This window comes from Zavarzinella formosa DSM 19928, from assembly GCF_000255705.1.
In the GTDB taxonomy this organism is placed as follows: domain Bacteria; phylum Planctomycetota; class Planctomycetia; order Gemmatales; family Gemmataceae; genus Zavarzinella; species Zavarzinella formosa.
The window spans coordinates 1,726-26,209 of the sequence record NZ_JH636448.1 but is presented as its reverse complement, the minus strand read 5'-3'; the positions used below and the strand labels follow the sequence as shown (position 1 = coordinate 26,209).

25 protein-coding genes are annotated in these 24,484 nt (G+C 58.6%); 12 read left to right on the top strand and 13 right to left on the bottom strand.

All coding sequences use genetic code 11. The features are described 5' to 3' along the window. Positions 1–144: 144 nt before the first annotated feature. From BGIM_RS0138775 to BGIM_RS0138750, 5 genes are all read left to right on the top strand, one after another. Positions 145–1,515, top strand: coding sequence for a DUF1501 domain-containing protein (locus BGIM_RS0138775; RefSeq protein WP_020474991.1), 1,371 nt, complete (start codon positions 145–147; stop codon positions 1,513–1,515). Positions 1,516–1,550: 35 nt separating this feature from the next. Next, the gene (locus tag BGIM_RS61825) at positions 1,551–1,973 is read left to right on the top strand and encodes a DUF4190 domain-containing protein (protein WP_084760397.1); all 423 of its coding nucleotides are present in this window, start codon (positions 1,551–1,553) and stop codon (positions 1,971–1,973) included. A 104-nt stretch (positions 1,974–2,077) separates the two neighbouring features. Then, on the top strand, positions 2,078–2,539 hold the full coding sequence (locus BGIM_RS0138760; RefSeq protein ID WP_020474988.1) for a DUF4190 domain-containing protein: 462 nt from the start codon (positions 2,078–2,080) through the stop codon (positions 2,537–2,539). 131 nt (positions 2,540–2,670) lie between these two features. Then, a complete protein-coding gene (locus BGIM_RS0138755) occupies positions 2,671–5,142 on the top strand; it encodes a DUF1553 domain-containing protein (protein ID WP_020474987.1) in 2,472 nt (823 codons plus the stop codon). 62 nt (positions 5,143–5,204) lie between these two features. Beyond that, complete coding sequence (locus tag BGIM_RS0138750) at positions 5,205–8,321, top strand: WD40 repeat domain-containing protein (protein WP_020474986.1); 3,117 nt, start codon at positions 5,205–5,207, stop codon at positions 8,319–8,321. A gap of 10 nt (positions 8,322–8,331) precedes the next feature. Here the strand turns inward: BGIM_RS0138750 and BGIM_RS0138745 are convergent, their stop codons facing one another. The 4 genes from BGIM_RS0138745 to BGIM_RS0138730 form a co-directional block, all read right to left on the bottom strand. Beyond that, the gene (locus BGIM_RS0138745) at positions 8,332–8,793 is read right to left on the bottom strand and encodes a YaiI/YqxD family protein (protein WP_020474985.1); all 462 of its coding nucleotides are present in this window, start codon (positions 8,791–8,793) and stop codon (positions 8,332–8,334) included. Next, the gene (locus BGIM_RS54725) at positions 8,787–9,260 is read right to left on the bottom strand and encodes a hypothetical protein (protein WP_020474984.1); all 474 of its coding nucleotides are present in this window, start codon (positions 9,258–9,260) and stop codon (positions 8,787–8,789) included. Before BGIM_RS54725 ends, BGIM_RS0138745 begins: the two co-directional genes overlap by 7 nt. A 114-nt stretch (positions 9,261–9,374) precedes the next feature. Beyond that, a complete protein-coding gene (locus tag BGIM_RS0138735; RefSeq protein ID WP_020474983.1) occupies positions 9,375–11,036 on the bottom strand; it encodes a peptide chain release factor 3 in 1,662 nt (553 codons plus the stop codon). Positions 11,037–11,118: 82 nt separating this feature from the next. After that, positions 11,119–11,343, bottom strand: coding sequence for a hypothetical protein (locus BGIM_RS0138730; RefSeq protein ID WP_020474982.1), 225 nt, complete (start codon positions 11,341–11,343; stop codon positions 11,119–11,121). Between the two features lie 166 nt (positions 11,344–11,509). Between BGIM_RS0138730 and BGIM_RS0138725 the strand changes: the two genes are divergently transcribed. From BGIM_RS0138725 to BGIM_RS0138715, 3 genes are all read left to right on the top strand, one after another. Further along, entirely contained in the window at positions 11,510–13,180 is a 1,671-nt protein-coding gene (locus BGIM_RS0138725; RefSeq protein ID WP_238537809.1) for an ABC1 kinase family protein, read from the top strand. A gap of 167 nt (positions 13,181–13,347) precedes the next feature. Then, complete coding sequence (locus BGIM_RS0138720) at positions 13,348–13,617, top strand: hypothetical protein (RefSeq protein WP_157369758.1); 270 nt, start codon at positions 13,348–13,350, stop codon at positions 13,615–13,617. Between the two features lie 57 nt (positions 13,618–13,674). Then, a complete protein-coding gene (locus BGIM_RS0138715; protein WP_020474979.1) occupies positions 13,675–14,628 on the top strand; it encodes a hypothetical protein in 954 nt (317 codons plus the stop codon). Between the two features lie 43 nt (positions 14,629–14,671). On the opposite strand, the gene BGIM_RS0138710 is transcribed toward BGIM_RS0138715, so the two are convergent. Both BGIM_RS0138710 and BGIM_RS0138705 read right to left on the bottom strand, forming a co-directional pair. After that, positions 14,672–16,264: an amidohydrolase gene (locus BGIM_RS0138710; protein WP_390568183.1), complete on the bottom strand. Its 1,593-nt coding sequence runs from the start codon at positions 16,262–16,264 to the stop codon at positions 14,672–14,674. A gap of 249 nt (positions 16,265–16,513) precedes the next feature. Beyond that, positions 16,514–17,410, bottom strand: coding sequence for an alpha/beta hydrolase (locus BGIM_RS0138705; protein ID WP_020474977.1), 897 nt, complete (start codon positions 17,408–17,410; stop codon positions 16,514–16,516). A 161-nt stretch (positions 17,411–17,571) separates the two neighbouring features. On the opposite strand from BGIM_RS0138705, the gene BGIM_RS0138700 reads away from it, so the two are divergent. Further along, the gene (locus tag BGIM_RS0138700; protein WP_020474976.1) at positions 17,572–18,834 is read left to right on the top strand and encodes a DEAD/DEAH box helicase; all 1,263 of its coding nucleotides are present in this window, start codon (positions 17,572–17,574) and stop codon (positions 18,832–18,834) included. Positions 18,835–18,852: 18 nt separating this feature from the next. On the opposite strand, the gene BGIM_RS0138695 is transcribed toward BGIM_RS0138700, so the two are convergent. The 3 genes from BGIM_RS0138695 to BGIM_RS68500 all read right to left on the bottom strand — a co-directional run bounded on the left by BGIM_RS0138695 (position 18,853) and on the right by BGIM_RS68500 (position 20,695). Then, positions 18,853–19,296: a hypothetical protein gene (locus BGIM_RS0138695; RefSeq protein WP_020474975.1), complete on the bottom strand. Its 444-nt coding sequence runs from the start codon at positions 19,294–19,296 to the stop codon at positions 18,853–18,855. A 505-nt stretch (positions 19,297–19,801) separates the two neighbouring features. Further along, positions 19,802–20,227, bottom strand: coding sequence for a transposase (locus BGIM_RS59030; RefSeq protein WP_029631516.1), 426 nt, complete (start codon positions 20,225–20,227; stop codon positions 19,802–19,804). 168 nt (positions 20,228–20,395) lie between these two features. Continuing rightward, a complete protein-coding gene (locus tag BGIM_RS68500) occupies positions 20,396–20,695 on the bottom strand; it encodes a transposase (RefSeq protein ID WP_029631514.1) in 300 nt (99 codons plus the stop codon). Positions 20,696–20,715: 20 nt separating this feature from the next. Between BGIM_RS68500 and BGIM_RS64000 the strand changes: the two genes are divergently transcribed. From BGIM_RS64000 to BGIM_RS66715, 3 genes are all read left to right on the top strand, one after another. Next, on the top strand, positions 20,716–20,934 hold the full coding sequence (locus tag BGIM_RS64000) for a hypothetical protein (RefSeq protein WP_020474973.1): 219 nt from the start codon (positions 20,716–20,718) through the stop codon (positions 20,932–20,934). 175 nt (positions 20,935–21,109) lie between these two features. Further along, entirely contained in the window at positions 21,110–21,820 is a 711-nt protein-coding gene (locus BGIM_RS66720) for a DGQHR domain-containing protein (RefSeq protein WP_020474972.1), read from the top strand. 18 nt (positions 21,821–21,838) lie between these two features. After that, the gene (locus tag BGIM_RS66715; RefSeq protein WP_202947375.1) at positions 21,839–22,096 is read left to right on the top strand and encodes a hypothetical protein; all 258 of its coding nucleotides are present in this window, start codon (positions 21,839–21,841) and stop codon (positions 22,094–22,096) included. 18 nt (positions 22,097–22,114) lie between these two features. Here BGIM_RS66715 and BGIM_RS0138665 read toward each other — a convergent pair whose 3' ends face one another. The 4 genes from BGIM_RS0138665 to BGIM_RS0138650 form a co-directional block, all read right to left on the bottom strand. After that, positions 22,115–22,693 (bottom strand): hypothetical protein, encoded by a 579-nt coding sequence (locus BGIM_RS0138665; protein ID WP_157369756.1) that lies wholly within the window; start codon positions 22,691–22,693, stop codon positions 22,115–22,117. A gap of 351 nt (positions 22,694–23,044) precedes the next feature. Further along, a complete protein-coding gene (locus tag BGIM_RS54710) occupies positions 23,045–23,665 on the bottom strand; it encodes a DDE-type integrase/transposase/recombinase (RefSeq protein ID WP_157369755.1) in 621 nt (206 codons plus the stop codon). A gap of 43 nt (positions 23,666–23,708) precedes the next feature. After that, positions 23,709–23,951 carry a hypothetical protein gene (locus tag BGIM_RS0138655; protein WP_020474969.1) on the bottom strand — a complete coding sequence of 81 codons (243 nt, stop codon included), beginning with the start codon at positions 23,949–23,951 and terminating at the stop codon, positions 23,709–23,711. A gap of 100 nt (positions 23,952–24,051) precedes the next feature. Continuing rightward, a complete protein-coding gene (locus BGIM_RS0138650; protein ID WP_162136332.1) occupies positions 24,052–24,267 on the bottom strand; it encodes a hypothetical protein in 216 nt (71 codons plus the stop codon). Positions 24,268–24,484 lie beyond the last annotated feature (217 nt).

Genomic DNA, 24,484 nt, shown 5'->3' with positions numbered 1-24,484 from the left:
CCCAATCAAGCCCAACTCCACAAGCTCAAACAGGGAATGGCCCTGGCCAAACCACTTTCAAGCGGGCTATTCGGTTGACCGCCGCCGACAAAGCGGTTAGCCTAGCATTACGCCATCACCCGGCCCACGCGGGGAAACTCCATTATGATTCGTCTGGATGCCCCTGCGCCAGCCAAGTTGTGCGATTCCGTCTCCCGGCGGGATTTTTTGCACGCCGGTTCCATCGCCACGCTGGGGTTGACGCTTCCCGGCTATTTGCGGGCCAAGGAAGCCGCCGGGGCAAAGGATCATGATGTCAATTGCATCATGTTGTTCTTATTGGGTGGTCCCAGTCAACTCGACACATGGGACATGAAACCGAAAGCTCCGGCCGAGATTCGCGGGCCGTTCAAACCCATCGCCACCAAGGCCCCCGGCTTGGAGATTAGCGAAATCTTCCCGAAGATGGCCGAGTACGCGGACAAGTTTTCACTGGTGCGCTCGGTTTATCACACGGCCACGGCCGTTCACGACACCGGGCACCAGATGATGCAAACTGGCCGTCTTTTCACCGGCGGCGTGGAACATCCGCATATTGGCAGTTCGCTGGCCTATTTGATGGGGGGCCGGGGGGAACTCCCCGCCCATGTTCTGTTGCCCCGCCCGATGGGCCGCACCGGGGGCAATCTCCCGCACGGTCAGACGGCCGGTTATCTCGGCAAATCGCACGATCCCTTTGTGCTGAACGCCGATCCAAGCGTGCCGAACTTCAAAGTTCCCGATCTGCTGCCGCCAGAATACATCAGCCCCGTGCGGGCTGAACGCCGGCAGAAACTCCGCGATGCCGTGGACGGGGCGTTTGAATCGTTCGAGAAGAACGCCTCCGCAAAGCAACTGGATGACAACTTCAACCTCGCCTATCGGCTGATGAGCAGCCCGAAAGCCCGCGAGGCGTTTGCTCTCGAAAAGGAACCGTCGAACGTGCGCGACCGCTACGGCCGCACGCGGTTCGGGCAATGTTGCCTGATGGCCCGACGGCTCATCGAAGCCGGGGTGCGGTTCGTGACCGTGAATATGTTTGAAACGGTTTTCGACGAAATCACATGGGACATCCATGGCTCGAAGCCGTTCACGGACATTGAACAGATGGCCAAACTGGTCGCCCCGAATTTCGACCAGGCTTATTCGGCCCTCATGGAAGATCTGACCCAACGCGGCCTCCTTTCAAACACGATGGTGCTGTCAATGGGCGAATTCGGCCGCACGCCGAAGATCAACCCGGCCGGCGGCCGGGACCATCACCCCGGCGTGTGGACCATCACGATGGCCGGGGGACCAATTCAAGGCGGCCGGGTGATCGGCGAGTCCGACGAACTTGGCTACGCCCCGAAAACGCAACCGGTCACCCCCGGAGAGGTGGCCGCCACTGTGTTCAAAGGCTTGGGCCTCGACCCGCACAAGGAACTGCCCGGCCCGCAAGGCCGGCCGATCCCGCTGGCGGAGTTTAGCCTCCAGCCCATCAAGGAACTTTTCTGACATTCTTGAATTGTCTTTTAACCAATGAGTGATGAATGCCTGACGAACCTGTTCGACGACGGCCTGCCGAAGATGACGATGATGAATCGCCTCGGCCAAAGCGAAAGCCCCGCCCCCGAGTTGATGACGAGGATGATTACGATGATGCCCCGAAGCGAGGTCGCCGAGACCCTTATAAAAACAGCGGAATGGGAGGCCTGATTCCGTACAAGAACGGCAAGGCATTGGCGGCCTACTATTGTGGCGTGTTCGGATTGATTTCATGTGTGCTTGGACTGGGAATCTTTGGGATCGTGCCATTGATTTTGGGAATCTTGGGCTTGAAGCATGCCAAGCGTTATCCCGAAGCCAAAGGAAGCGGGCACGCCATCACCGGAATTGTCTTGGGCGCCATTGAGTTGGTGGCGGGTTTGGTGTTAATTGCTTTTGTGATCCTCAACCTAATTATGAAACGGTGATCTCCGGGGATTGTCATGGCGGATCAAGTCAACGACCGGCTGACGCAGACTGATCGTTGACTTGGGGGATTTTGATGACTTTTAACACGAATGGATAAGCCGAAATGGCAGATCAACCGAAACGACCCGGCAAGCCTCCCGAACGCGCCAGAAGACCGGATGATGAAGACGAGGATGAGGCACCCCGGCCCAAAAAGAAACTCAGGACGCCCGAGGCCGGTGATGACGTGCCGCGGCCCAAAAAGAAGCCGAAGGTAGTCGACGACGACGATGACGACGCTCCACGCCCGAAAAAGAAAAAGAGCGGAGGGGTTGAGAAGATCATCCCATACAAGAACAAAAAGGCCCTGTGGGCTTATTATTGCTCTGTGTTTGGGTTGATTCCTTTTGCCAACTTCATCCTCGGGCCGATTGCTGTTATTCTTGGCATCCTTGCATTGAAAGATGCCGCGAAGAAGCCGAAAATCGGAGGCAAAGGGCACGCCTTTGCGGGCATTATCCTCGGGCCGATTGAATTCATTGGATGGCCGATTATAGCCATTGTCTTGAACTTTTATGGCAAATGATGTGAGAGCCTGCCTCGCTTTCAAGTTAGAGCGTTCGGAAATAATGAAGCAAAAACTTTGGTTTTCGTGGGTATTCCTCATTGTTTCCGAACGCTCTTAATCTTCGCCCCGTTCTTTCTCCCTGGGTCGTCATGTTCAGTCGGTTCCTCGTCATCCTTTTTGCTCTTGCTTCATCGGCACTGGGAACTGCCGGTGAGCTTCGTATTTATCCGCCGCAGGTGTCGCTCACCGGTCCTCGGGCGGTTCAGCAATTGATTGTCGCCGACGTGGTTTCCGACCCTGTGACGGGTGACCGCACGGCGAAAGCCAAGTTTGTTTCTTCAATGCCCGCCATCGCGGTCGTTTCGGCCGAGGGGGAAGTGAAACCGGTCGCCGATGGGGAAGCTGTCATCACGGCGACGGCCGACGGGCAAACCGCGATGGTGAAAGTGATCGTTGCCAAGGCGGCCGATCCGACGCCGCCGAGTTTCCGCAACGATGTGTTGCCCATTCTCACGCGGGCCGGATGCAATTCCGGGGCATGTCACGGGGCACTGGCGGGCAAAGGCGGGTTCAAGCTCAGTCTGCGGGGATACGACGGCGAAACCGATCATTTCGTCATCACCCGGCAGGCCCTCTCGCGGCGGGTGGATCGCACGCTACCGGACAAAAGCCTGCTTGTGTTGAAAGGGTCGAGAATCCTGCCCCACGGCGGGGGTGCTCGCATTGAACGTAATGGCTGGCAATCGGCCGCCATCCTTGACTGGATTCATGGCGGCGCCAGCGGCCTTTCCGACGCCGATTTGAAAATCACTTCGCTCGAAGTCTTCCCCAAACAGGCAAGATTGAAACCGAAGGACACGCTTCGCACGGTTGTGCTGGCGAAATACTCGGACGGCCGAACCGTGGACGTGACGCGATTGGCCAAGTTTGTGAGCAGCGAGGCAACGGCCGCCGATGTGAACGAGGATGGTTTGGTGACTGTCGGCGGTTACGGCGAGGCAGCGATCAGCGCCATCTTCGGCAATGTGGTGGCCACTCTGACTGTCTCGGCCCCGTTCGCCAACAACGTGGACGAGCAAACCTTTGTCAAATCGCCCAAAAATAATTTCATTGACGAGCATGTTCTTCGCAAACTCCGGGAATTGAACCTTCCTCCGTCTCCCGGCTGCACGGATGCCGAGTTCATCCGGCGGGTGTTCATCGACGCCGCCGGGATTCTGCCGACCCCCGCCGAGGTGAGCAAATTCCTAGCCGATCCGTCGCCGGACAAGCGATCCAAGCTGATTGATGCGTTGCTCGACCGTCCAGAGTTTGTGGATTACTGGACGTACAAATGGAGCGACGTGCTGCTCGTCTCCACGCGGAAGCTCCCGCAACCGGCGATGTGGTCCTTTTATCGCAACATCCGGCAATCGGTGGCCGACAGCAAACCGTGGGACAAGTTCGCCCGCGATTTGCTGACGGCCAGCGGCAGTTCACTGCATCAAGGCGGCGGCAATTTCTATGTGCTTCACAAAGATGTGGCCGACCTCACGGAATCGACGGCCATCACGTTTCTGGGCATGTCGATCACCTGCGCCCGTTGCCACAACCACCCGCTCGAAAAATGGACGCAGGACCAATACTGGTCGATGGCCAACCTGTTCAGTCGCGTGAGCATGAAGAACGGCGAACGCCCCGGCGAGGTGATCGTGCAGGCCAATTTCACAGGCGATGTGCTGCATCCTCGCCGAAACATCGCAATGCCGCCGACGCCGTTGGATGGCGAGGCGATGACGCTTGATTCGACCGCCGACCGCCGCCTTCATTTCGCCGACTGGCTGACTTCCCCGAAGAACCCGTACTTCTCGAAAGCCCTCGTCAACCGCGTTTGGAAGAACTTCTTTGGCCGCGGATTGGTGGAGGCCGAGGATGATTTGCGAGAAACCAACCCGCCGACCAATCGTGAACTCTTTGACGCTCTCTCCAAGGAATTCGTCGACAACAAGTACGATGTCAGACACCTCATCCGGTTGATTCTCAACTCGGCCGCCTATCAGCGATCCGCGAAGCCGATTCCCGGCAATGAGGGAGACGACCGGTTTTATTCCCGATATCTGCTTCGACGGATGTCCGCCGAGGTGATGCTTGACGCCCTCTCCCAAGTGACCAACGTGCCGACGCCGTTCAACCTGGTGTACACGGGCGTCGAGGGCGGCACGGCCGGGACGAACAATTATCCCGAGGGCGTGCGGGCCTTGCAACTGCCGGATTCGCGGGTGGCCTCCAAGTTCCTTGATGCGTTCGGCCGGCCGGACCGCCAGCAAACATGTTCTTGTGAACGCCAGCAGGATTCGACCGTCAGCCAGGCATTGATGCTGAACAACGGCCAGTTGTTGAATGACAAACTCCGAGGAGACAAATCCCGCGTGGCCGGAATGTTGAATGCCAAGGCGGCCGATGCGAACGTCATCAGCGAAGTGTTTTCGCTGGCGTTGAGCCGGGAACCGACCGCCGACGAACTGCGAAAACTCACAGCCGCGATGGGTGAATACGACAAGACCCCGCTAGGGCGACGGGAAGCGATTGAAGATGTGTTTTGGGCCGTGCTGACGACGCGAGAATTTGTGTTTAATCATTGAGGAAGACAACGCACGCTTGGCTTCTTTTCTTGCGGAATCTTCCCTCCATCGAAAATTCCATCATGAAATCTCTCTTTCTCCTTCTCCTCGCGGCTTCCCCTCTTTTTGCGGTCCCGCCTGCTCCGGTCACCGCTTTGGCCTACCATCCGAACGGCAAGTTCCTGCTGGCCGGATTGCATGGAGAAGTCCGGGTCTTTCTTGATGGCGACAATCAGGCGGCTTCCCGTCTTGACGGGTTCACCCAACGGGTGACGGCCTTGCGGTTTTCCAAGGATGGCAAATTGCTGGCCGTCGCTTCCGGAGAACCGGGAAAATCTGGCCCCGTGCAACTCTTTGGAATGGACGACAAGACGGGAATGCTCACGGCCAAGGCCACCTTTACTGGGCACCGGGATATCGTGTACGCCCTCGACTTTTCCCCGGATGGCAAACAACTCGCCTCGGCAGGGTATGACCGCAGCATCATGCTTTGGAACACCGTCGGCGCTTCGACGAAGGAACCCGTTCAACAATTGAAAGACCACAGCGACACGGTGTACGGCCTCGCGTGGCATCCGGCTGGAAAACTCCTTGCCTCGGCGGGGGCTGACCGGGCCGTCAAAGTGTGGGATGTGACGGCGGGCAAACGGCTTTATACTCTCGGTGATCCGACCGATTGGGTTTATGCGGTGACATGGCATCCGGAGGGGAAACTCCTCGCGGCCGCCGGCGCGGACAAGAGCATTCGTATCTGGCAGGCCGATGCCGAGGGAGGCAAACTGGTGAGTTCTGTGTTCGCCCATACCGCTCCGGTGACGAAACTCATTTATGGGGCTGATGGCAAAACACTGTATTCCATGAGCGAGGGCAAGAACCTCAAACGATGGGACACAGCCAAAATGGTCGAACAATTCGTGTTCCCGCCGCAACCTGAAACGATGCTGAGTCTGGCCGTGCGGCCGGATGGCCAGCGGGTGGCCGTTGGCCGGTTTGATGGCGTACTGCAACTTTTGGAACCGGCGAAAGGGCAACTTGTCAGCCAATTATTGCCGGAAAAACCAAAAGCCCCGATGGTGGGGAGCATCACTCCCGATCACGCCCGACGCGGCCAAACGGTGAAGTTGACCATCGACGGAACCGACTTGTCCGATGATAGCGCCATTGATGCCGGTGTGCCCGGCGTGACGATCAAGATATTGCCCGGCGGCTCTGACAAACAACGCACGGTGGAACTGACGCTTCCCGCCACGATCCCCGCCGGGTTGGTTCCCCTGACGGTGAAAAATCCGGCCGGATCTTTTACGGCGATGCGATTCTTCGCCGATCGATTTGAAGTGGCCTTGGATTCAACGGGGAACGACTCCGCGAGACGCGGCCACACTGTTACTCTGCCCGCCACGCTCGTCGGGCAACTGACACGAGCCGGGGAGGCCGACTATTATCGTTTCACCGCGAAGGCCAATCAGGAAATCGGCGTGCAAGTGATCGTCTCGATCGCTGGTTCCAAGATGGAACCCGTAGTCGAACTCACCGACGCCAGCGGGGCTGTGATTGCCGAGGGAACCACACTGCTCGGGTATAAAATCCCGGCGGACGGGACCTATGCCATCGGCATCCGCGACAAAGAATTCCGTGGTGGAAGCGAGTTTTCCTATCGGTTGCATATCGGCGGTGTTTCCGTTGTCACTCGTGTGTTGCCGATGGGAGTTTCTGCAGGCAAGCAATCCAAACTTCAATTGGTTGGTGTGAATCTGCCGTCGCGTGAAACGACGGTCGATGTTCCCGCGATGGCCGTGCCTGGTTCCAAAATTCCGGTTCCAATGGCGGGCATGACCGAGCAACCATTGGGCGAAATGTCTGTTATTGTCGGCGAGTTTGCGGAGATCACGAGCGGACATGTCATTCCTGTGCCCGGCACAGCCAACGGGGTCATTTCTCAATCCGGCAAAACTGACACTTGGACATTCGCCGCCAAAAAGGGCCAGCCGCTGATTCTGGAAGTGAACGCCCGGCGAATCGGCTCCGGCCTCGACTCGTATCTGGAGATTCTTGACGACAAAGACCAACCCCGAGGCCGGGCGACTCTGCGATGCGTGGCTCGCACGTTTGTGGCCTTCCGCGATCACGATTCCAATCAGTCGAACATCCGGTTGGAAACTTGGAACGAACTGGCGATGGGCGATTATGTCTACGTCGGTACGGAGTTGCTGCGCATCTTTAACCTGCCGCCGAACCCGGATGCCGATTGCAGCTTTTACGCCGTCAACGGCCAGCGAGCAGGCCAACTCGACACCACGACCGGCCACCACCCGATGGGGGCGCCGGTTTACAAGGTGGAAATTCACCCGCCGGGGACAAGTTTCCCGCCGAACGGCATGCCGGTCTTCCGACTGGCTTATCGCAACGACGACGGCGGGGCGTTGTACGGCAAAGATTCCCATATCACGTTTGATCCACCCGCCGACGGCGAATACCGAGTCCGCATCGGTGATTCACGCGGAATGGGCCGGGCTGATTTCGGCTATCGGCTCACGGTTCGCCCACCAAAGCCGGATTTCGCCGTGAGTTTCACCCCGACTGCCCCGGCCGTTTGGAAAGGGGGATCGATTCCCGTGAGCGCCGCCATCACCCGATTGGATGGCTTCGCCGGGCCGGTCCAATTGAAACTGGAGAACCTGCCCGAAGGGTTTGATGCCCCGGTCACTCAGATCGAAGCCGGACAGGCGAGCGCCAGCTTCGCCCTCTATGCCGCCCCGACGGCGGGGAATACCGAGCCGAAAAAGCATCCCCCGCTGAAACTCACGGCTACGGCCATCATCGACGGCAAACCGGTGATCCATGAAGCCAACGGCGGGATGCCTGCCCTTTTGGAACCCGGCGACATCGTGACGACCACCATGACCGACTCGGTGACGGTGAAACCCGGTGGCGAAACCCGCCTGACAGTGAAGATCGAACGCCGCAATGGCTTCACGGGGCGTATCCCGCTCGAAGTTCGGGGCCTTCCCTATGGCGTGCGCGTGTTAGACATCGGCTTGAACGGAATCTTGGTGACGGAAAAGGACACGCAACGGGATGTGGTGATCTATGCCGAGCCGTGGGTGACGCCGAAACAGCTTCCTTTTGTTGTGCTGGCCAAACGCGAAGGCAAAGGCACGGAACATGGGGCGAAGTCTGTGTTGTTGAAGGTGGAGAAATAAGTCCGCCGGGTTATTTCTTCGGCGGGTGTGCCCGACGCACCGCGTGAATCACCTGATCGAGTTTGTTCAAAAAATTCGAGCGGTCCTTCGCCGTCATCGGGGCGGGGCCGCCGGTCACATCACCGGTTTGACGGAGTTCGTTCATCAAATCCCGCATCGCCAAGGCAACCCCGATGTCGTTTTCCGTGAAGGGGACGCCTCGCGGATCGAGAACCTTGGCCCCTTTCGCAAGCGAACGGGCGGCGAGCGGAATATCGGCGGTGATGACGATATCCCCCGGCCCGCATTGCTCGGCGATCCAGTCATCCACGCCATCGAAGCCTTTTTTCTCCACAAGGCTGATGCGGTCGCTTCTAGGGATTCGCATTGGTGAATTGGCAACCACGATCACCGGCATGGCAAAGCGTTCCGTCACCTTGTAAATCTCATCCTTCACCGGGCAGGCGTCGGCGTCGATGTAGAGGGTCAGCATTCGCGACATCCTTGTTCGTAGAGGTGTCGCGCGGCCCGGCCGCTGATGACGCCCGATTTCAGCAGTTCGGCGGCAATCAGTTCCACCGCTTTCCAACAGCCATCGTCAGCCAGCAGGTTCTCTGTCTTGCCGAGCATCCGGCGTTCAAATCGTTCAACTTGCCGTTCGCCCACCCGCTGGATCGCCAGTTCGCGGACCAATCGCAAATCCCGCCCGGCCCCGACGCGGTCATATTCGCCGGTGTGCCGGGCCTCGGCTGCCAGTCCCGCAAGGGCGATCATTACCTCTCGCTCCAACGGGTCGTCGCTGGAGCGGCTCGTCCCTTTTTGAAACTTGCAAATGCCGAGAAATTGTTTGCTCGGGATGATGCTCACCTGATGAATGGGCCGGTCCAATGCGAGGGCGACGACGGCATGCCCGGCTTCATGGTAAGCGGTGGCGACGGCAAGCAGACTCGGTGGTTCCATGCGGGAATTATACCAGCCGCCATGGTCCTGTGGTGAAGACCTGCGGCGGAACTGTTCGTTCGATGTGGAGAAGCGAGGAGAAAAGGCAATTGTGCTTTTTCTCCTCCAAGTTTTTCATTCCGTCGGGGCAAACATCGCATCACCGAACGGCTTCAATCCCAGCCATTTTTCCTTGCCTTGGATGTAACGAATCGTGAAGGCATCCTCCGCCAGAAGCACGGGCCGGCCGCGAGGATCATGCACGAGTTTCGTCCCGGCGAATGGTTGATAATCCGGCGGGATCGTCTCTTTGGCCATCACCCACGCGCCTGCTTTATAAAGCAGCGGTGATATTTCCACTTTCACGTTGTATTCGGTTTCCAGCCGATACTTCACCACATCAAACTGAAGCTCGCCGACTCCCGCAAGGATTGGGGCTTTGCCGTTGCCGGGATCGGAAAAGACTTGGATCACCCCTTCGTCGCCGAGTTGGCGCAGCCCCTCGGCCATTTGCTTCCGCCGGCCGGTGTCAGGACATCGCACCCATGCGAAACTTTCCGGGCTGAATTGGGGCAACCCTTCGTATTCGATGGTCGGCCCGGTTCCCAGCGTGTCGCCGAGACGAACACCCTTGGTGAACGACAGGCCGATCACGTCGCCGGGATAAGCTTCGTGAACATCTTCGCGGTCCTTGGCGAACAGACGGTGCGAGCCTTTGACTCTCAATCGCTCGCCCGTCTGGGCGACGACCGGTTCGGCTTCCGGAGTGAAGACGCCAGAACAGACTCGCACGAATGCCACGCGGTCGCGGTGCTTGGGATTGAGGTTTGCTTGAATCTTGAAAACCTGCCCGGTGAAGTGTTCGTATTCGGCCGAGATGGGGCCGCTCGCGGACTTCCGGGGACCGGGGGTGGGCGCCAGGCCGATGAACGCATCCAGAAACGGTTCGATGCCGTAGTTGCTCGCGGCGCTGCCAAAGAACACCGGGGTTTGCTTCCCGGCCAAGAATTTTTCGCGGTCAAATTGGCCCCCGGCGCCGTCGAGCAATTCCAGTTCATCCCGGCAGCGGGAGGCAAACTTGTCGCCGACTTCCCGGTCTAGGTCGGCCGGTTTGCAAATGCGCGTCGGCACTTGAAGCGATCCCCGTTCGGTCGGGGAGAACAGTAAAAACTCGTCCCGGTCGCGGGAATAAACGCCCTGAAACTCCTCGCCCAGTCCGATTGGCCAGTTGACGGGCACGGGTTCGATGCCGAGCTCCTTTTCAATTTCAGCCAACAAGTCGAGGGGATATTTCCCCATGCGGTCCATCTTGTTAATGAACGTCAAAATCGGGATGCCGCGGGCGACGCACACTTTGAACAGTTTGCGTGTCTGCATTTCGACGCCGTTGGCCACGTCCAGCACCATGACGGCGCTGTCGGCGGCCGCCAGGGTGCGGTAGGTGTCCTCGCTGAAGTCTTGGTGGCCCGGCGTGTCGAGCAGGTTCAGCACGTGGTTGTGATAAGTGAACGAAAGGGCTGTCGAACTGATGGAGATGCCGCGTTCCCGTTCGAGGGCCATCCAGTCCGATGTGACCGCCCGCGTGGTTTTCCGACCGCGAACGGCCCCGGCCTCGGCGATCTGACCGGCATAGAGCAGGAATTTTTCCGTGAGGGTCGTTTTCCCGGCGTCCGGGTGAGAGATGATCGCAAACGTCCGGCGACGGGCGATTTCCCCTTTGAGACTCCAACCGCCAGGGGGTGATTCCGAATTGTTGCTGCTTGTGGGGATGGTTTCCACGGATTCTTTGTCGCTCATTCGGATATTATCCGATCACCCCGCGCAGCGGCAACCTGCGACTTCGAGCGATCAGTTCCGGCTTTTCATCCGGTGATTCAAATCAAGCCCCGTCTTGAGTCATGGCAAAAAACATCACGGCCGTCGTCAACACGGCAAAACCGCCGACGAGGCCGATTATGGAAGCAATCCCCAAGCCAATCCACCCGCCCGACAGCCAGCCAAGGACAGCAACACCAACCACGCCGATCATGATTCCCATGCAAACAAGCCGGTAAACAAGTTTCGCTTTTGCCCGAAACTTGTCCCCTTCGAGTTTTTCGGTCATGTTGATGAATCTCCGGAGTTCCACGCCAGTTTATCCCGGCGGGAAGTAAGTCTCAACCAATCCAAAATGATCGGGGTCGGGTCGTCGCGGCATTCGCAATCCGAGATGGTGAACTTCTGATTAAATAACTCCACGTTTGATCGATCCGGCTCGCCGAGGCTTCCCCTTGAACATTGACTTCACCCGCATCCCGCAATTGGCCGGCAACATCGCCCGCCTTGTCGAGATATCGGCCGTTCTGGTCAAGTTCGGCATCGCAGACTGGCTCGGCCGGATGGATTCACACTTCATCGGCCGTTTCGTCCGTCGCTCGCCGCTGGCCAATCTCGCCGGGGTCACGCATGAGGCCCGCATTCGGATGGCCTTCACCGAACTCGGGACGACATTCATCAAGTTCGGCCAAATCCTCAGCACTCGCCGCGACCTCGTCGGCCTCGCTCTTGCGGACGAATTGGCCCATTTGCAATCGAGCGTGCCCCCCGACCCATTTGAAGTGTCGAAGGCAACCATCGAACGCGAATTGAAGAAACCGCTGGCCGAACTGTTCGCCACCTTCGAGGAAACACCGGTGGCTTCCGGTTCCATCGGGCAGGTATATCGGGCGACACTGCGGGATGGCACGATGGTGGCCGTCAAGGTGCAACACCCGGACATTGCCGACCGAATTCACAAGGATCTTTCGATCTTGCGGACCCTTGCGGAACTTGCCGAGGCCAACTTGAGTGATCTGCGGGCTTATCGCCCGGTCAAGACTGTCGGCGAGTTCCAGCGGGTGTTGCTGCGGGAACTCGACTTCAATCGGGAATTGCGAAACCTGCAATTGTTTGGGCAGAATTTCGCCAATGATGAAACGGTTAGGTTTCCGAGGCCCCACCCCGAATTGTCTACCGGGAGTGTGTTGGTAATGGACTTCCTGCCCGGTTTGCCGCTCACCGATCCAACCTCTGTCCGCGCCGCCGGGATTGATCTGGATGAACTGGCCCGGCGAGGGGCGAAGTTGTGTCTGCAAATGATTTTCCGCGACGGGTTTTTCCATGCGGACCCGCATCCGGGCAACATCATTGTCCTGCCGGGCGGGCAGATCGGGCTGATCGATGTTGGCATGGTCGGGCGAATCGACGACGCGCTGCGATCAACAATCGAGGAGGGATTGGAGGCCATTGATTCCCGTGATTTCGCCCATCTCACGGAACTGATTCTTCAAGCGGGGGATGTCCCCGCGGATGTGGAGTCGGCCGAGGTACAGGCGGAGGTTTCGGAACAACTGGCGTTTTATTGGGGTATTCCGATGGACAAATTCCGCATCGGTCCGGCCCTGAACGATTTCAGCGAGGCCATCCGGAAATTTCAGATCGCCCTGCCGCCTTCGATCAGTCTTCTGATGAAAGTGTTTATCGTGTTGGAGGGGACCTGTCAGCGGTTGTCCCCGAAGTTCAATATCGCCGAATTGCTGGTTGATTTTCAGAAGAAGGCAGTCCTGAAACGTCTTTCTCCAAAATCATTTTTAAAGCGATCTTGGATCGCCGCCAAAGATTGGGAGGAATTGATCCGCTCGCTGCCGCGACAAGTGCGGTCACTCTTCCGGCAGGCCCGCCAGCAGGAAATCATCGTCCGTCTGCGGCATGAACACTTGGAACCATCGGTAAACCGTCTGGTGTTCGGGATGATGACGAGCGCTCTGTTCGTCGGCTCGGCCATGATGTGGGCCTATCAAGCCGCCCCGCTTGTCCGGGGAGTGTCACTGTTCGGCGTGCTCGGATGTGTCACCAGCGGCGTGCTGGGATTTCGCTTGTTCCGGGCCATCCAACACTCCGGCAAACTCGAAGAACGGAAGTGAACCGCATCTTGTCTTAAAGAAGCAAGACAAGTCTCGCCAATGACTATTCAAAGAGCCGGTGAGCGTCGTCCGGAAATCGGAAGCAGACGAATCAATCAAGGTTGTTTCAGGTGGAAATCAGCCCGATTCTCACGATGTCTTCGCCTTTGCCGGGAGTAAATCCTGCGTTGTCTCGGATCGTGATCGGCACGCACGATTATCTCACCGGGCTGGAACCCGACAGCCTTACCGTGACGGCCGATTTCTCGCTTGACGGAATCCCGGCCGGGGAAAATCTTGCGAAGAAATTCAAAGAAAAGTCGCAGGGTGTGTTGGAATATGTGCTGGAGAAGCCTGTGGTGGATTTGCCGAAAGGCAAAGTCACCGTGAGCGTGCGCGACAGGCAGGGAAATGTCAGCTCAATCGAGCGAACGATCAAGGTCGTTGGGTCGAAGTAGGATAAGATGGCGGGCCATCGGCCTGCAATTAATGAACTCAAGAGCGGAGACATTCAAATGGCTTCAGTCGTCGAAACCACGATTATTGTGCCCATTTCCAACCGTCATGCGAAAAACGGCGGGATCGATTTGCACGCGCTGGCCGTCGCCTATCTCGCCGTGTTGAAATCGGCCACCGGCCAGGAAATTGAGGGACCGTTGACGGACGGTTCCACGATTGATCGTACCTCCTCGCAATTCGTGAAATTCCGACGGGATGAAAAGGGTTTTTTGATCACTCCCAAACCCGGCGAACGTCCGCTGACATTTCCGCCGATTCCGGTCCCCGCTTATCGGGAGTCGTGGGAAGAGACGGACGATGCCTCCAATGTTCCCGACACCCGGCAAGAGTATGTCTGGGGGAACAAAAAATTCGGGCTGCACACCCACAACATGGGCGCCCGGCTCGGCATGACATGGTGGCAGTTTTTCGGGCTGCCGAAAGGGCGTGAAATCAAGGGTTTCAGCGATCTCAACATGTATCGGGCCGGGAGCGCCGAACTGACGCTGACCGGACCGACCGCTTGGAAAACCAAGCTGATTGGCGTTTTTAAGGCGACCTTGGAGCCTTGGGATCAACGCCGGGAAGAGGATAGCCTCGCTCGTCTGGCCATTGAAAAAGCCCTGACATCCCGGCTGTCAGCGGGCGGGTTCGGTCCGTGGGACGAGGTGAGGACGAAGGAACTGGAAGAAGCACTGGCCGGTTCCGAACCCCATTCTCCCGCCGGAATGTCAGTCCGGTTTTACCTGGCCGTTGTATACGCCGGTTCTGGAAAGATCGCAGAGGCGACCGTCTTGTTGGATCAACTCCCGACAACGGCCGGAAAACTGAAATTTTCACATGGAATCAGTGTGGTCTACGAAAAGGAACGACCACACACCGTTGGCTGGCAGGACGATTTCCCCGGCTCGGAGCAAAAGAAGGAAATCACCCATCTGCGAAAATTCATCAAGAGCTTGAACGGCAAGTAATTGCCGGGCGACTTCCGGGGTGTCAAGGGAATCCGCCCGGAAATCATTTTTGAGCAGGCATTCCGGCTTGTTGATAAACCACCCGGCCACCGACGATGGTGTAAAGAACTTTCACATCGCGGAGATCATCGGCCGGACATTTCATTACATCGCGGTCAACCATGATAAGATCACCATACTTGCCGACCTCAAGACTTCCCTTTTCTTTCTCTTCATGATGCAGATAGGCATTGTTGATCGTGTAGAGGCGAATCGCCTGTTCCCGGCTCAATGCTTCGTCGGGTTGATGGATGCCGCTCCGCTCTGTCTTGCGGGTCACGGCGGTCCAGATGCCGAGCCAGGGACTCCAAGGGTTGGTAGCCATGAAGGGATCGTAGCGCAGCATGTGATCACTGCCGCCGCCGATGGTGGTGTGTTCCATCCATGATTTGTACGGTTGGAACCAGCGCATACGGCTTTCGGGAAGCACCTTCATCAGCGCGCCGCCATCTTTGTACAACCAGGCGGGCTGGACATCCGCGCAGACGCCAAGCTTCTGGCAGCGTTGCAGATTCATCTTCGACGGGAAGTTCGCGTGAGTGATGCAGAAGCGAAGGTCGTTGATCGGCGTCGTCTCGTTCACCGCCTCGTAGGCATCCAGCAGAATGTCCATCCCCCGTTCCCCAGCGCAGTGGGCCGTCACCTGCCATTTGCGTTTCACGGCCTCTAATACCACGATTTTCAGTTGTTCCGGTTTGATGAACAACAGCCCGTGGTAATCGGTTTGCGTCACTTGATACGTATCCCCCTTTGGCCACGGCTCCCGCATGAAAGCGGTTCCGTTCAACATGCCGCCATCAAGGAACATCTTGATCGGCCCGATGCGGACCCATTCATCCCCGACACCCGTGGGGCCGCCCAAACCATCCTTGCCGGCGAGTTCGTCCAGCCGTTTGCCGACTTCAGCCGGTGTTCCCGCCGAGCCGAATGAACGAGCGACATTGACCCGCAGGTTCAATTGTTTCTCTTTCTTGAGGGCCAGATACATATCCAGATCACTCCGGCTCGCGTTGCGGTCGGCGATGCTCGTCAGTCCTTCGGCGTTGTAACGCGAGAGAAGATTTTTTAAAGCGGTCAGTCGCTCGGCCGATGTCAGCGACTCGGATTCGGAAGGGACGCCCTTTAACACGCCGTAGGCGTTTCGCAGCATCCCGGTCGGCTCGCCGGTTTTCTCGTCTTTCACCACCACCCCGGCCGTTGGGTTCGGCGTGTCCTTGGTGACGCCCGAGATTTTCAGGGCCATGCTATTGGCCACCCCGGCCGGCCCGGCGTGATAGAGAACCGGGTGATCGGGGGCGACCTCGTCCAACTCGGCTTTCGTCGGGAAGCGGGCCTCGTCCAACCGGGTGGGGAAGGCATAGCGAATGACGATCCACTTTCCCTTCGGCGTCGTCTCTGTTTGTTTGCGGATGTGGTCCCGCACAGCCACAATGGACTTCAACACCGGCATGGGGGCAATCGCCTCGCTCATCGCCGCCCCGACCGGGTGAACGTGACTGTCCATCAGGCCAGGCAGGATGGTTTTGCCTTTCGCATCAATGATCTTCGTTTCAGAGCCTTTGAGCTTGAGAACATCCCCATCAGTCCCAACAGCCATAATCCGGCCATTTCGGATGGCGATGGCTTGGGCAGTCGAGAATTTGGCATCAACGGTGAGAATGTTGGCGTTGTGCAGAATCAGATCAGCCGATTCGGCGGCAAGGACGGGAAATGCGAACAGCAGGAGGAAGAATGTGTGACGAAGCATCGGTGGCACTTCAAAGAGGAAGAAACGGCTGGCCCGGATCATACCATTTCCGGCGCCGTAACTCCTCTGGAAACTGCCGCATCCATGAAAACCGGCCTTTTACGGGGCCTTGTCTTCTTTCTTCTTTTCAGCCAGATACGTGTTGAACCATTTCATCGATTCCGGCAGAACGGTGTCCTGATTTTGTTTGGGCGTGTAGCCGTGTCCGGCGCCTTCGATGGTCACCAGTTTCACCGGAGCTTTGGCGGCTTCCATTGCATCTCGCATCTGTTGGCCGTGAATGATCGGCACCAGTTGGTCCTTGTCGCCGTGAATAATCAGCGACGGGGCGGTCTTGGCCGTCACTTTGAGCAGCGGAGAGAGTTCCGGCGCCAGTTTGGCGTCGAAGGTCAGCGGTGGCTTGAGGGTGGGGATGCTCTTGATAGGTTCTGGCGGGTCGGTCACCCATTTGCTGATGTCCGTCGGCGGGTAGAGGGCAACGGCGGCCGCGATCTTGCTGCTGTTTTTCAAGACCGGGTCTTTGGACATCGGGTCGCCATCGTCTCCAGTGGTGGCCAGCATCAAGGTCAGATGCCCCCCGGCACTGCCGCCGGTAACGCCGAGCCGCTCGGGATCAACACCATAATCGGCCGCCTTCATGCGGATGAATCGGACGGCCCGCCGCACGTCGGCGACGGCATCCGGGATCGCATATTTCGGGGCGCTGCCGTGACGGAGGATGATGAGCGTATAGCCCTTGTCAAGATAAGGCTTCCCGACCGCCGGCCAGATGGCGGGATCGGTCCAGGTGGAATACCATCCGCCGCTTTGAATCCAGATGATCGCCGCCCCGCTTGGCTTGGCAGGGGAGATGACATCGAACGTCAGGGCGAGGCCATCCTTGTGGCCATAGACAATGTCGGGACGGACGCGCGCTTCGTCAGCCGACCGGGCCGACGGAGTGATGGCACCTATCAGCAGGGCGATGGCGAGCAACTTCCAGCAATGTTTCATCATGATGATTTCCCTCGGGAGTGAGAGGTTGAAACAGCGAACGCAATCACCAGTTTAGGCGGGCGATAAAGAATCACCACTGGCGTCGCCCTGCCTGTTTGGCGAGCGCGTGTCTACAATAGCTCTTTTGAGGCCGCCAACCCCCGGCGGACCACGGAGTCACGATGCCGTTTAAGTCACTTGGCCTGCACCCTCTGCTCATCAAGGCCACGAAGGAACTGGAGTATGCCGAGCCAACCCCCGTGCAAGCCGGGGCGATTCCCCCCGCTCTTTTGGGGAAGGACGTGCTGGCCACCGCCCAGACGGGAACCGGGAAAACCGCTGCGTTTCTTCTGCCCATCCTGCATCGAATGATTGACCAGCCGCGAGGCGTCACGCGGGCCGTCATCATTTCGCCAACTCGCGAACTGGCCGGACAGATCGAGGATGCCTGTCGCGGTTTTTCCGCGCACACGGGAATCAAGTCGGCGATCATCGTCGGCGGCCGGCCGGTGGGTCCGCAGGAACGGGCATTGAAGGCCGGGCCGGATATTGTCGTCGCCACGCCTGGCCGGTTGCTCGATTTGATGAGCCAGATGGCTCCTCGCTTTGCCACCGTCAGCACACTAGTGCTGGACGAAGCCGACAGCATGCTGGACATGGGCTTTTTGCCGGATGTCAAGCGGATCGTCTCCCGTTTGCCTGGCCGCAAACAAACGCTGTTGTTCTCAGCCACCATGCCGCCGGTCATTGCCAAGCTCGCCGCCGAATTATTGAAAAATCCGGTGGCGGTGGAAATCGGCAAGCGAACTGCGACGGCTGTGGGCATCACCCAAGCTGCCTACCCGGTTCCCCAACACCTGAAAACCGCCCTGTTGCGGTATCTGCTTCGGCACACAGAAATGCCGTCGGTATTGGTGTTCACGCGAACCAAGCATGAGGCGAAGAAACTGGCCCGAGTCGTCGCGGCCGACGGATTCACGGTGGCCGAATTGCACAGCAACCGGACCCCGGCCCAACGCACCAAAGCGATGGAAGGTTTCAAGCGAGGCGCCTGTCAGATCATGGTTGCCACGAACATCGCCGCCCGTGGTTTGGATGTCGCCCATGTGACGCATGTCATCAGCACAGATGTGCCGGACGTACCCGAGGATTACATCCACCGGATTGGCCGCACCGGCCGGGCCGGGGCCGAGGGGGATGCGTTCATCCTCGTGTCACCGGCGGAGGAATCCTCGCTGGCGAGAATCGAACGACAAGTCGGCCAGCGGCTTCCGCGAGTTTCGCTGCCGGATTTCGATTACAAACAAGCACCCCCTCCCTCGGCCGGTGGCGGTGGTCGATCCAACAACCGGGGAGGCTCTCAAAGGCCGGCTCCGCGAAAAGGTCCGGTTGGCGGTGCCGGTCGTCCGCCGGGCCGCCGACAGGGACCGCGCCCGCCTCGCTGATCTTCCCTTCGTTGCGCATCAAATTTCGTTGATTTTGAAATCGCCGGTAATGCCAAGAAAGTGGTCGTCATTGCTGTTGCCGGCGACCAAGGGAATGGCGACCCCGCCGATTTTCAGAGAACCGACATTTTCGGCCACGACACCGAAAAAATCGGTCCCGCCCAAGGTGCCAATCGCCTGGCCGCCAATACTCAGGCTGGTGATCTTCGATGACACGGTCGCCACATCCTTGACACCGGCGCCGGAAATCTTCACATCGTCGCCGTCGCCGAAAAAGGCGTTCGTCGAAACAGCCCCGGCTGCGATGACGGTGGCAATCCAGTCACCGAGAATGCTCACTGGCCCAATTTGGGCATCGGCGTTTGTCGCCGTTCCAGACACGTCAACTCCGGCCAGGATTTGGGCAAATTCCACGCGGCCTTTGATCGTCAGCCGACCAATAGCCAAATCTTTGGCAGACATGGGGGTCGCGCTCCCGCGAGCGGATACTATCGCCGGATTCGTGCTGTTGCCTATCACATTTCCGATAGTTGCCGTGACAATGTCATCGGCCACACGAATCGCCCCGTTGTTCGCATAAACGCCGGTTGTGTTATCCGTCCCGCAATGAGAGAACCGCCGATATTCAAACTGATGATCCGTTTCGCCTCGATGTAACCAGTGCCACTCAAGTCGCCAAACGTGTTGGGACTGTCGGTCCCCTTGATATCGCCACCGATTTTGACCATTCCCATGGCCAGCGTCGAACGAATGCTTCCGCTGAAATCACTGATGCCGCCAATCAGCGAACCGCCTGCGGGCACGCCAGCCAGCGTGCTGTGTGTTTCGATGCTGCCAGATTCCGTTCCATTACTGGCTTGAAGATTGCCGACAATATTGACTTCCCAGGGCCTGTAATTTCTTTTGTGTCAAGAGAATTGGGAACGGCAGTTGCAGTCATTAGCCGGATGTGGTTGGCATCCGGCCTTCAAACAACACGGCGAAGTGGTTCAGGGCGGCCTTCCAGCCAACGACGAGGCATCGTCCGCTTTTTCGATGCCTCGTGGATCGCCAGGCAAACCAGCTTCAGCGCCGACTCCGCGTTCGGGTACTGCTTCCGGTTTCGCGTGAACTTCCGGATCATGCTGTTCACCGAATTGATGGCGTTCGTCGTGTGGATCGCGGGAGGGAACTCGAACATGGCGATGATGTCCGTCCAGCGCAACCTCCATTGACGCCCGATGGCTGGATGTTTCCCGCCCCACTTTCGCTCGAATTCATCCAGCGATTGCTCTGCTTCCGATGTCGAGGCGGCCTGACAAATCTTCTTCAAATCGTCGGTGACTTCACGGCTATCCTTGTCGGTCACATATCTCAACGCGGCTCGCGCCAGATGCACGATGCGGCGTTGCACTTTCGTCTGCGGGAAGGCCTTCGCCGAACCCGCTCAAGCCATCGACGCACACCACGAACAGGTCTTCATCCTGCGGTTCTTCAGATCCGTCAGGCGAGACAGCCAAAATTTCGCCCCCTTTCATTACCGCCGAGCCACAGGCCCAAGAGCTCCTTTTTTCCTGCAAATTCACGCCCAAGGCCACGTGCATCGCGTGCGGTGAGACCCGCCCGTTGTCCCCGCGAACATGCACGACGATGCCGTCGAGACAGATGACCGCCTAGCGAACACGTCGAAACGCTGGGTTCGCCAGGCGGTCACCTCGGCGTCGAGATCCATGGTGATCTCCGACACCAGCGTTAGTGACACGTCCACTCCGTAAAGTTCCTTGACGACTTCCTGAATGTCACGCGTGGTCAGGCCTTTGGCGTACAGAGCCAGTATCTTCTCGTCGAACCCCTCCAGGCGACGCTGATGCTTGGGGATCAACTGCGGCTCATCGGTACGAAGTGCCCTTCGACACGCACGCCGGGAATGTCGCCAGATATCGGGAAACGCTGGCTGAGCGGCCGTGGGAGAAGTACGGGTGCGCCATCTGCGGCGCGCTCGGCATCCATTGTGTGCTCTTCCGTGGAGCCGAGCGGAACCGCCGCCGAGGGTTACACATCCTGTATGTGACCTACCGCGACATCCAGAAGGCGATCGCCGCCGGGGACGAAGCCGCATGAGCAAGTCGAACAAGCGTGTGACACCCCCCGTCCTCTTCGGACCGGAACTGCTCAGGGTGCCCGCCCTGCGAATGCGTCAGGGACGGGATCGTGTGTTGTATGCGTTCGCGGTGGACGGGAAGCGAGTGGAAGAGTTCGCCACAGTGTCACGAATTGGGCTGACGAGAGTCACCGCGTGGTCGGTTACCAGCGGCCCGAGGTGGTTTCGCACATCGCCGAGATCCGAGCGTATTTGGAGTCCGACAACCCGATGCTGCCGAACGCGGTGGTGGTGGTGTTCGATCCGAGCGTTCGCTTCGAGCCGCTTGCCTCTTCCCGCGTTCCGGCGGACACCCCGTCCGTGGCCGGTGAACTGGTGATCCCGTTGCCAGTTGGCTCCGACGCACGGAAGCCGGGGTGGATTGTGGATGGGCAGCAGCGACTGGCGGCTATCCGCGAATCCACAATCACAGGGTTCCCGGTTTGGGTGGTCGGTTTTGTCGCGGGCAACGACAGCGAACAACGGGAGCAGTTCATCTTGGTGAACAACACCAAGCCGCGGCCCAAGGGCCTCGTGTATGAACTTTTGCCGGCGACCGAAGCCCGCTTGCCAACGGTGCTCGGCAAGCGGCGATTTCCGATCTCCCTTCTCGACCGCCTCAACCTGGACGACGACTCGCCGCTGAGAGGCCGGATCAAGACCCCGACTATGCCAGACGGGCTGATCAAGGACAATTCGCTCATCAAAATGATCGAGAACAGCCTCAGCGACGGGGTGCTGTACCGACCTCGGGGAGACCGGGCGTCGGAAGACACGGACGCGATGTTGCGCGTGCTGAAAGCGTTCTGGTCGGCGACGGGAGATGTGTTCAACGAGGTGTGGGATAAAAAGCCGAAGGAATCGTGACTATTGCACGGGGTCGGCGTGGTCTCGCTCGGCTTCGTGATGGATGCAATCGCCGATCGCGTCCGCGAAACCGGCATGCCGACAGAAGAGCAATTTCAGAAAGACCTCACAGCCCTCAAACCAGTGTGCCGCTGGACCGAGGGCCACTGGGAGTTCGGCCTGGGCTATCTGCGAAAATCGAACGAAGTGCAGAATACTCCAAAGGATATCCAAGTGCTGGCGAACTATTTGTTGGTACAGTACAAGCAACTGGTGTGGAATGCGTCAAAAAGTTAACAGGCTCGGGCCAAAGCTTCACCGTCCGGAAGGGGAGTCTGCCTCACCAATGCTCGCCGGATCGACCAGTTTGACCTCCTCATGCCATGACAATCCCCGTCGGAGGTTACGTCCAATCCGGACGAGAGCCTCGACGACGGCTGCGCGACCAGCTTTAGTGTCGTAACTTGCTGATACCCATTCGACCTCCCACAGTCGCGGTGCTTGATAACTGAGCATTTCGGTCACCCGCGTGCTCACTGCAATCGGGTTGGCCAGATCAAGGAGATCGAGGTCGGATAGTTGGACAAGTGCATCGGTCAAATATTGGGCCACACAAACAATGCCGACTTTGCCGAGCAATTTGTTTCCTTCCTGCCAAGAATCCCGCCAAGTATCGCGTATTGTCTGCCACATGGAAAAGAAAAACGAGGCTAATCCGTCGGTGTCCTCGAACAATCGAACCTCTTTTTGCTGGATCGACACGACCGCTCCTTCAATGGCCGCCGGCGGGATGATCTGTCGCCCGTCTCGATTAAATGAAGTGGACCCCATTTGTTGGACAAAAAACGGGTGGCTCTTCGCTACACTTTTCCCGGTTTGCCGTGGCGATGACATCGGGTTGCCCTTGTATGTCGGGCCAACGTCCGGTATCGCCTGGTGGCCGGGTGAAACGGCGGGTGGCTCTGCTGGCGAGCATCCATCCAAAGGATAACCCGGCCGATGGCGTGTCGCCCCCGACTCTTTCGGGAGCAGGGGGCTTTTCCATCATCGGACGCCGGAGTCATGCCTCCGAAAACGCACGTCCTGCCTTCCCCGACTTCCGACACTTTCCATAAACTTCCGCCGTTGTTCGATTCTCCAGGGATTGGCTCATCCGTTCCCGATTGTAGAAATCGAAGCGCCGGTTCAATCTCGCCCACGGCGCCGCCACCGTCTCGTGGCGCCACAAATATGCTTCCTCGTATTTCACACTTCGCCAAAGCCGTTCCACGAACACGTTGTCCAGGCACCGGTCCCGGCCGTCCATGCTCGCCTTCGCCCCCGAGGTGAATGATTCCGAGGTGAACTGGACGCCCTGCCCTGATCCGTGTTAAACACCTCCGGACAACCCGTGTTCAACGCCTCGTCCGGCGCCTCCGCGCAGAAACCCGCATCCAGCGTGTTCGACAGCCGCCATGACAGCACATAACGGTTGTGCCAGTCGATCACCGCCGTCAAACAAATGAACCCCGACGGCATCGGAACACAGGTGATATCCGTGCTCCACACCTGGTCAATCCGCTTGATCGGCACATCGCGGAGCAGACACGGCCATACCTTGCGGCTCGCGCCACCGCCCGACAGGTTGGGCTTTGGACACACCGCCTCCAGGCCCGTGAGCCGGATCAGACGTCGCATCCCCTTGCGGTTCGCCTCATGTCCATCCCTTCCCGGCCAGGCCGCCATCCGACGGCTGCCCGGGAAGGGATGGTCCGTGTGCAACCGGTCGACCTTCTCCATCGGCTCAATGTTCTCGGCCGGCTCCGCCGCCGGCTCGAAATAGTGGCTCGACCGGGCCAGTCCCAAAACCTCGTACTGACGGCTCACGCTCAACTCCGGGTCGTCGGGATCGACCCGGGGCCACCGCTCCTCAACCGAGGCTGCCGCTTTTTTTGAGCCAGTTCAACCCCGTCTTCAGGAGGCCGGTCTGTTCGTGGAGTTGCGTCTGCAACGTCTCATGGTCAGCCGACGGAGGCTTCGTCCCGCCCGCGAACAACTCCCCGGCGTTGGCCGGGAACTGCTTCTTCCACGAGTGGATCAGCGTCGGATGCACCTCGTGCAATCCCGCCGGTTCGTTGATCGTTTTGTCTCCCCGGACCGCCGCCAGGGCCACCTGCGCCTTGAACGCCGCCGCCGTGTGCGTCTTCCGGCGCTTTCCCTTTCTTGGACAACCAACACTAGCTTGGTCGACTGTCCTGTTTTTGGGGTCCAGCTCAGACTTCGATCGCGACGTCTGGAAAAAAGCCATTGCGGCGGTCAGACGTGCCGGTGGCGTTGATTACTCCAAAGGTAACCCTGCAGTCCGTTGAACAGATTTTCGTCGGCAAGGGCGGCAGTTGTCCGGTCGTCATGAATTGACGCAGAGCGGTTTCGGTTTCCTGCAGCGGGTCGAGGCCGCGTTGCTTGAGGTTGCGGTAAATCCACATCATAATACTCCGGCCCCCCTTGGCGCTGGCGCTGCCGTAACTGGCCTTTCGCATCAACACCGCCGGGCAAATTTCCCGCTCGGCCTTGTTGTGGCTACTAGTGCAGGCTCAGGCGACCTTTTTCCGTTTCTTGGGCGGGTCTGTCTGCTGAAGATGTTGATGTTGAGCGCAGCCGTAGTAATCGCACGCCCGTGTTTCGACCTCCGAGGCGCTCAACACT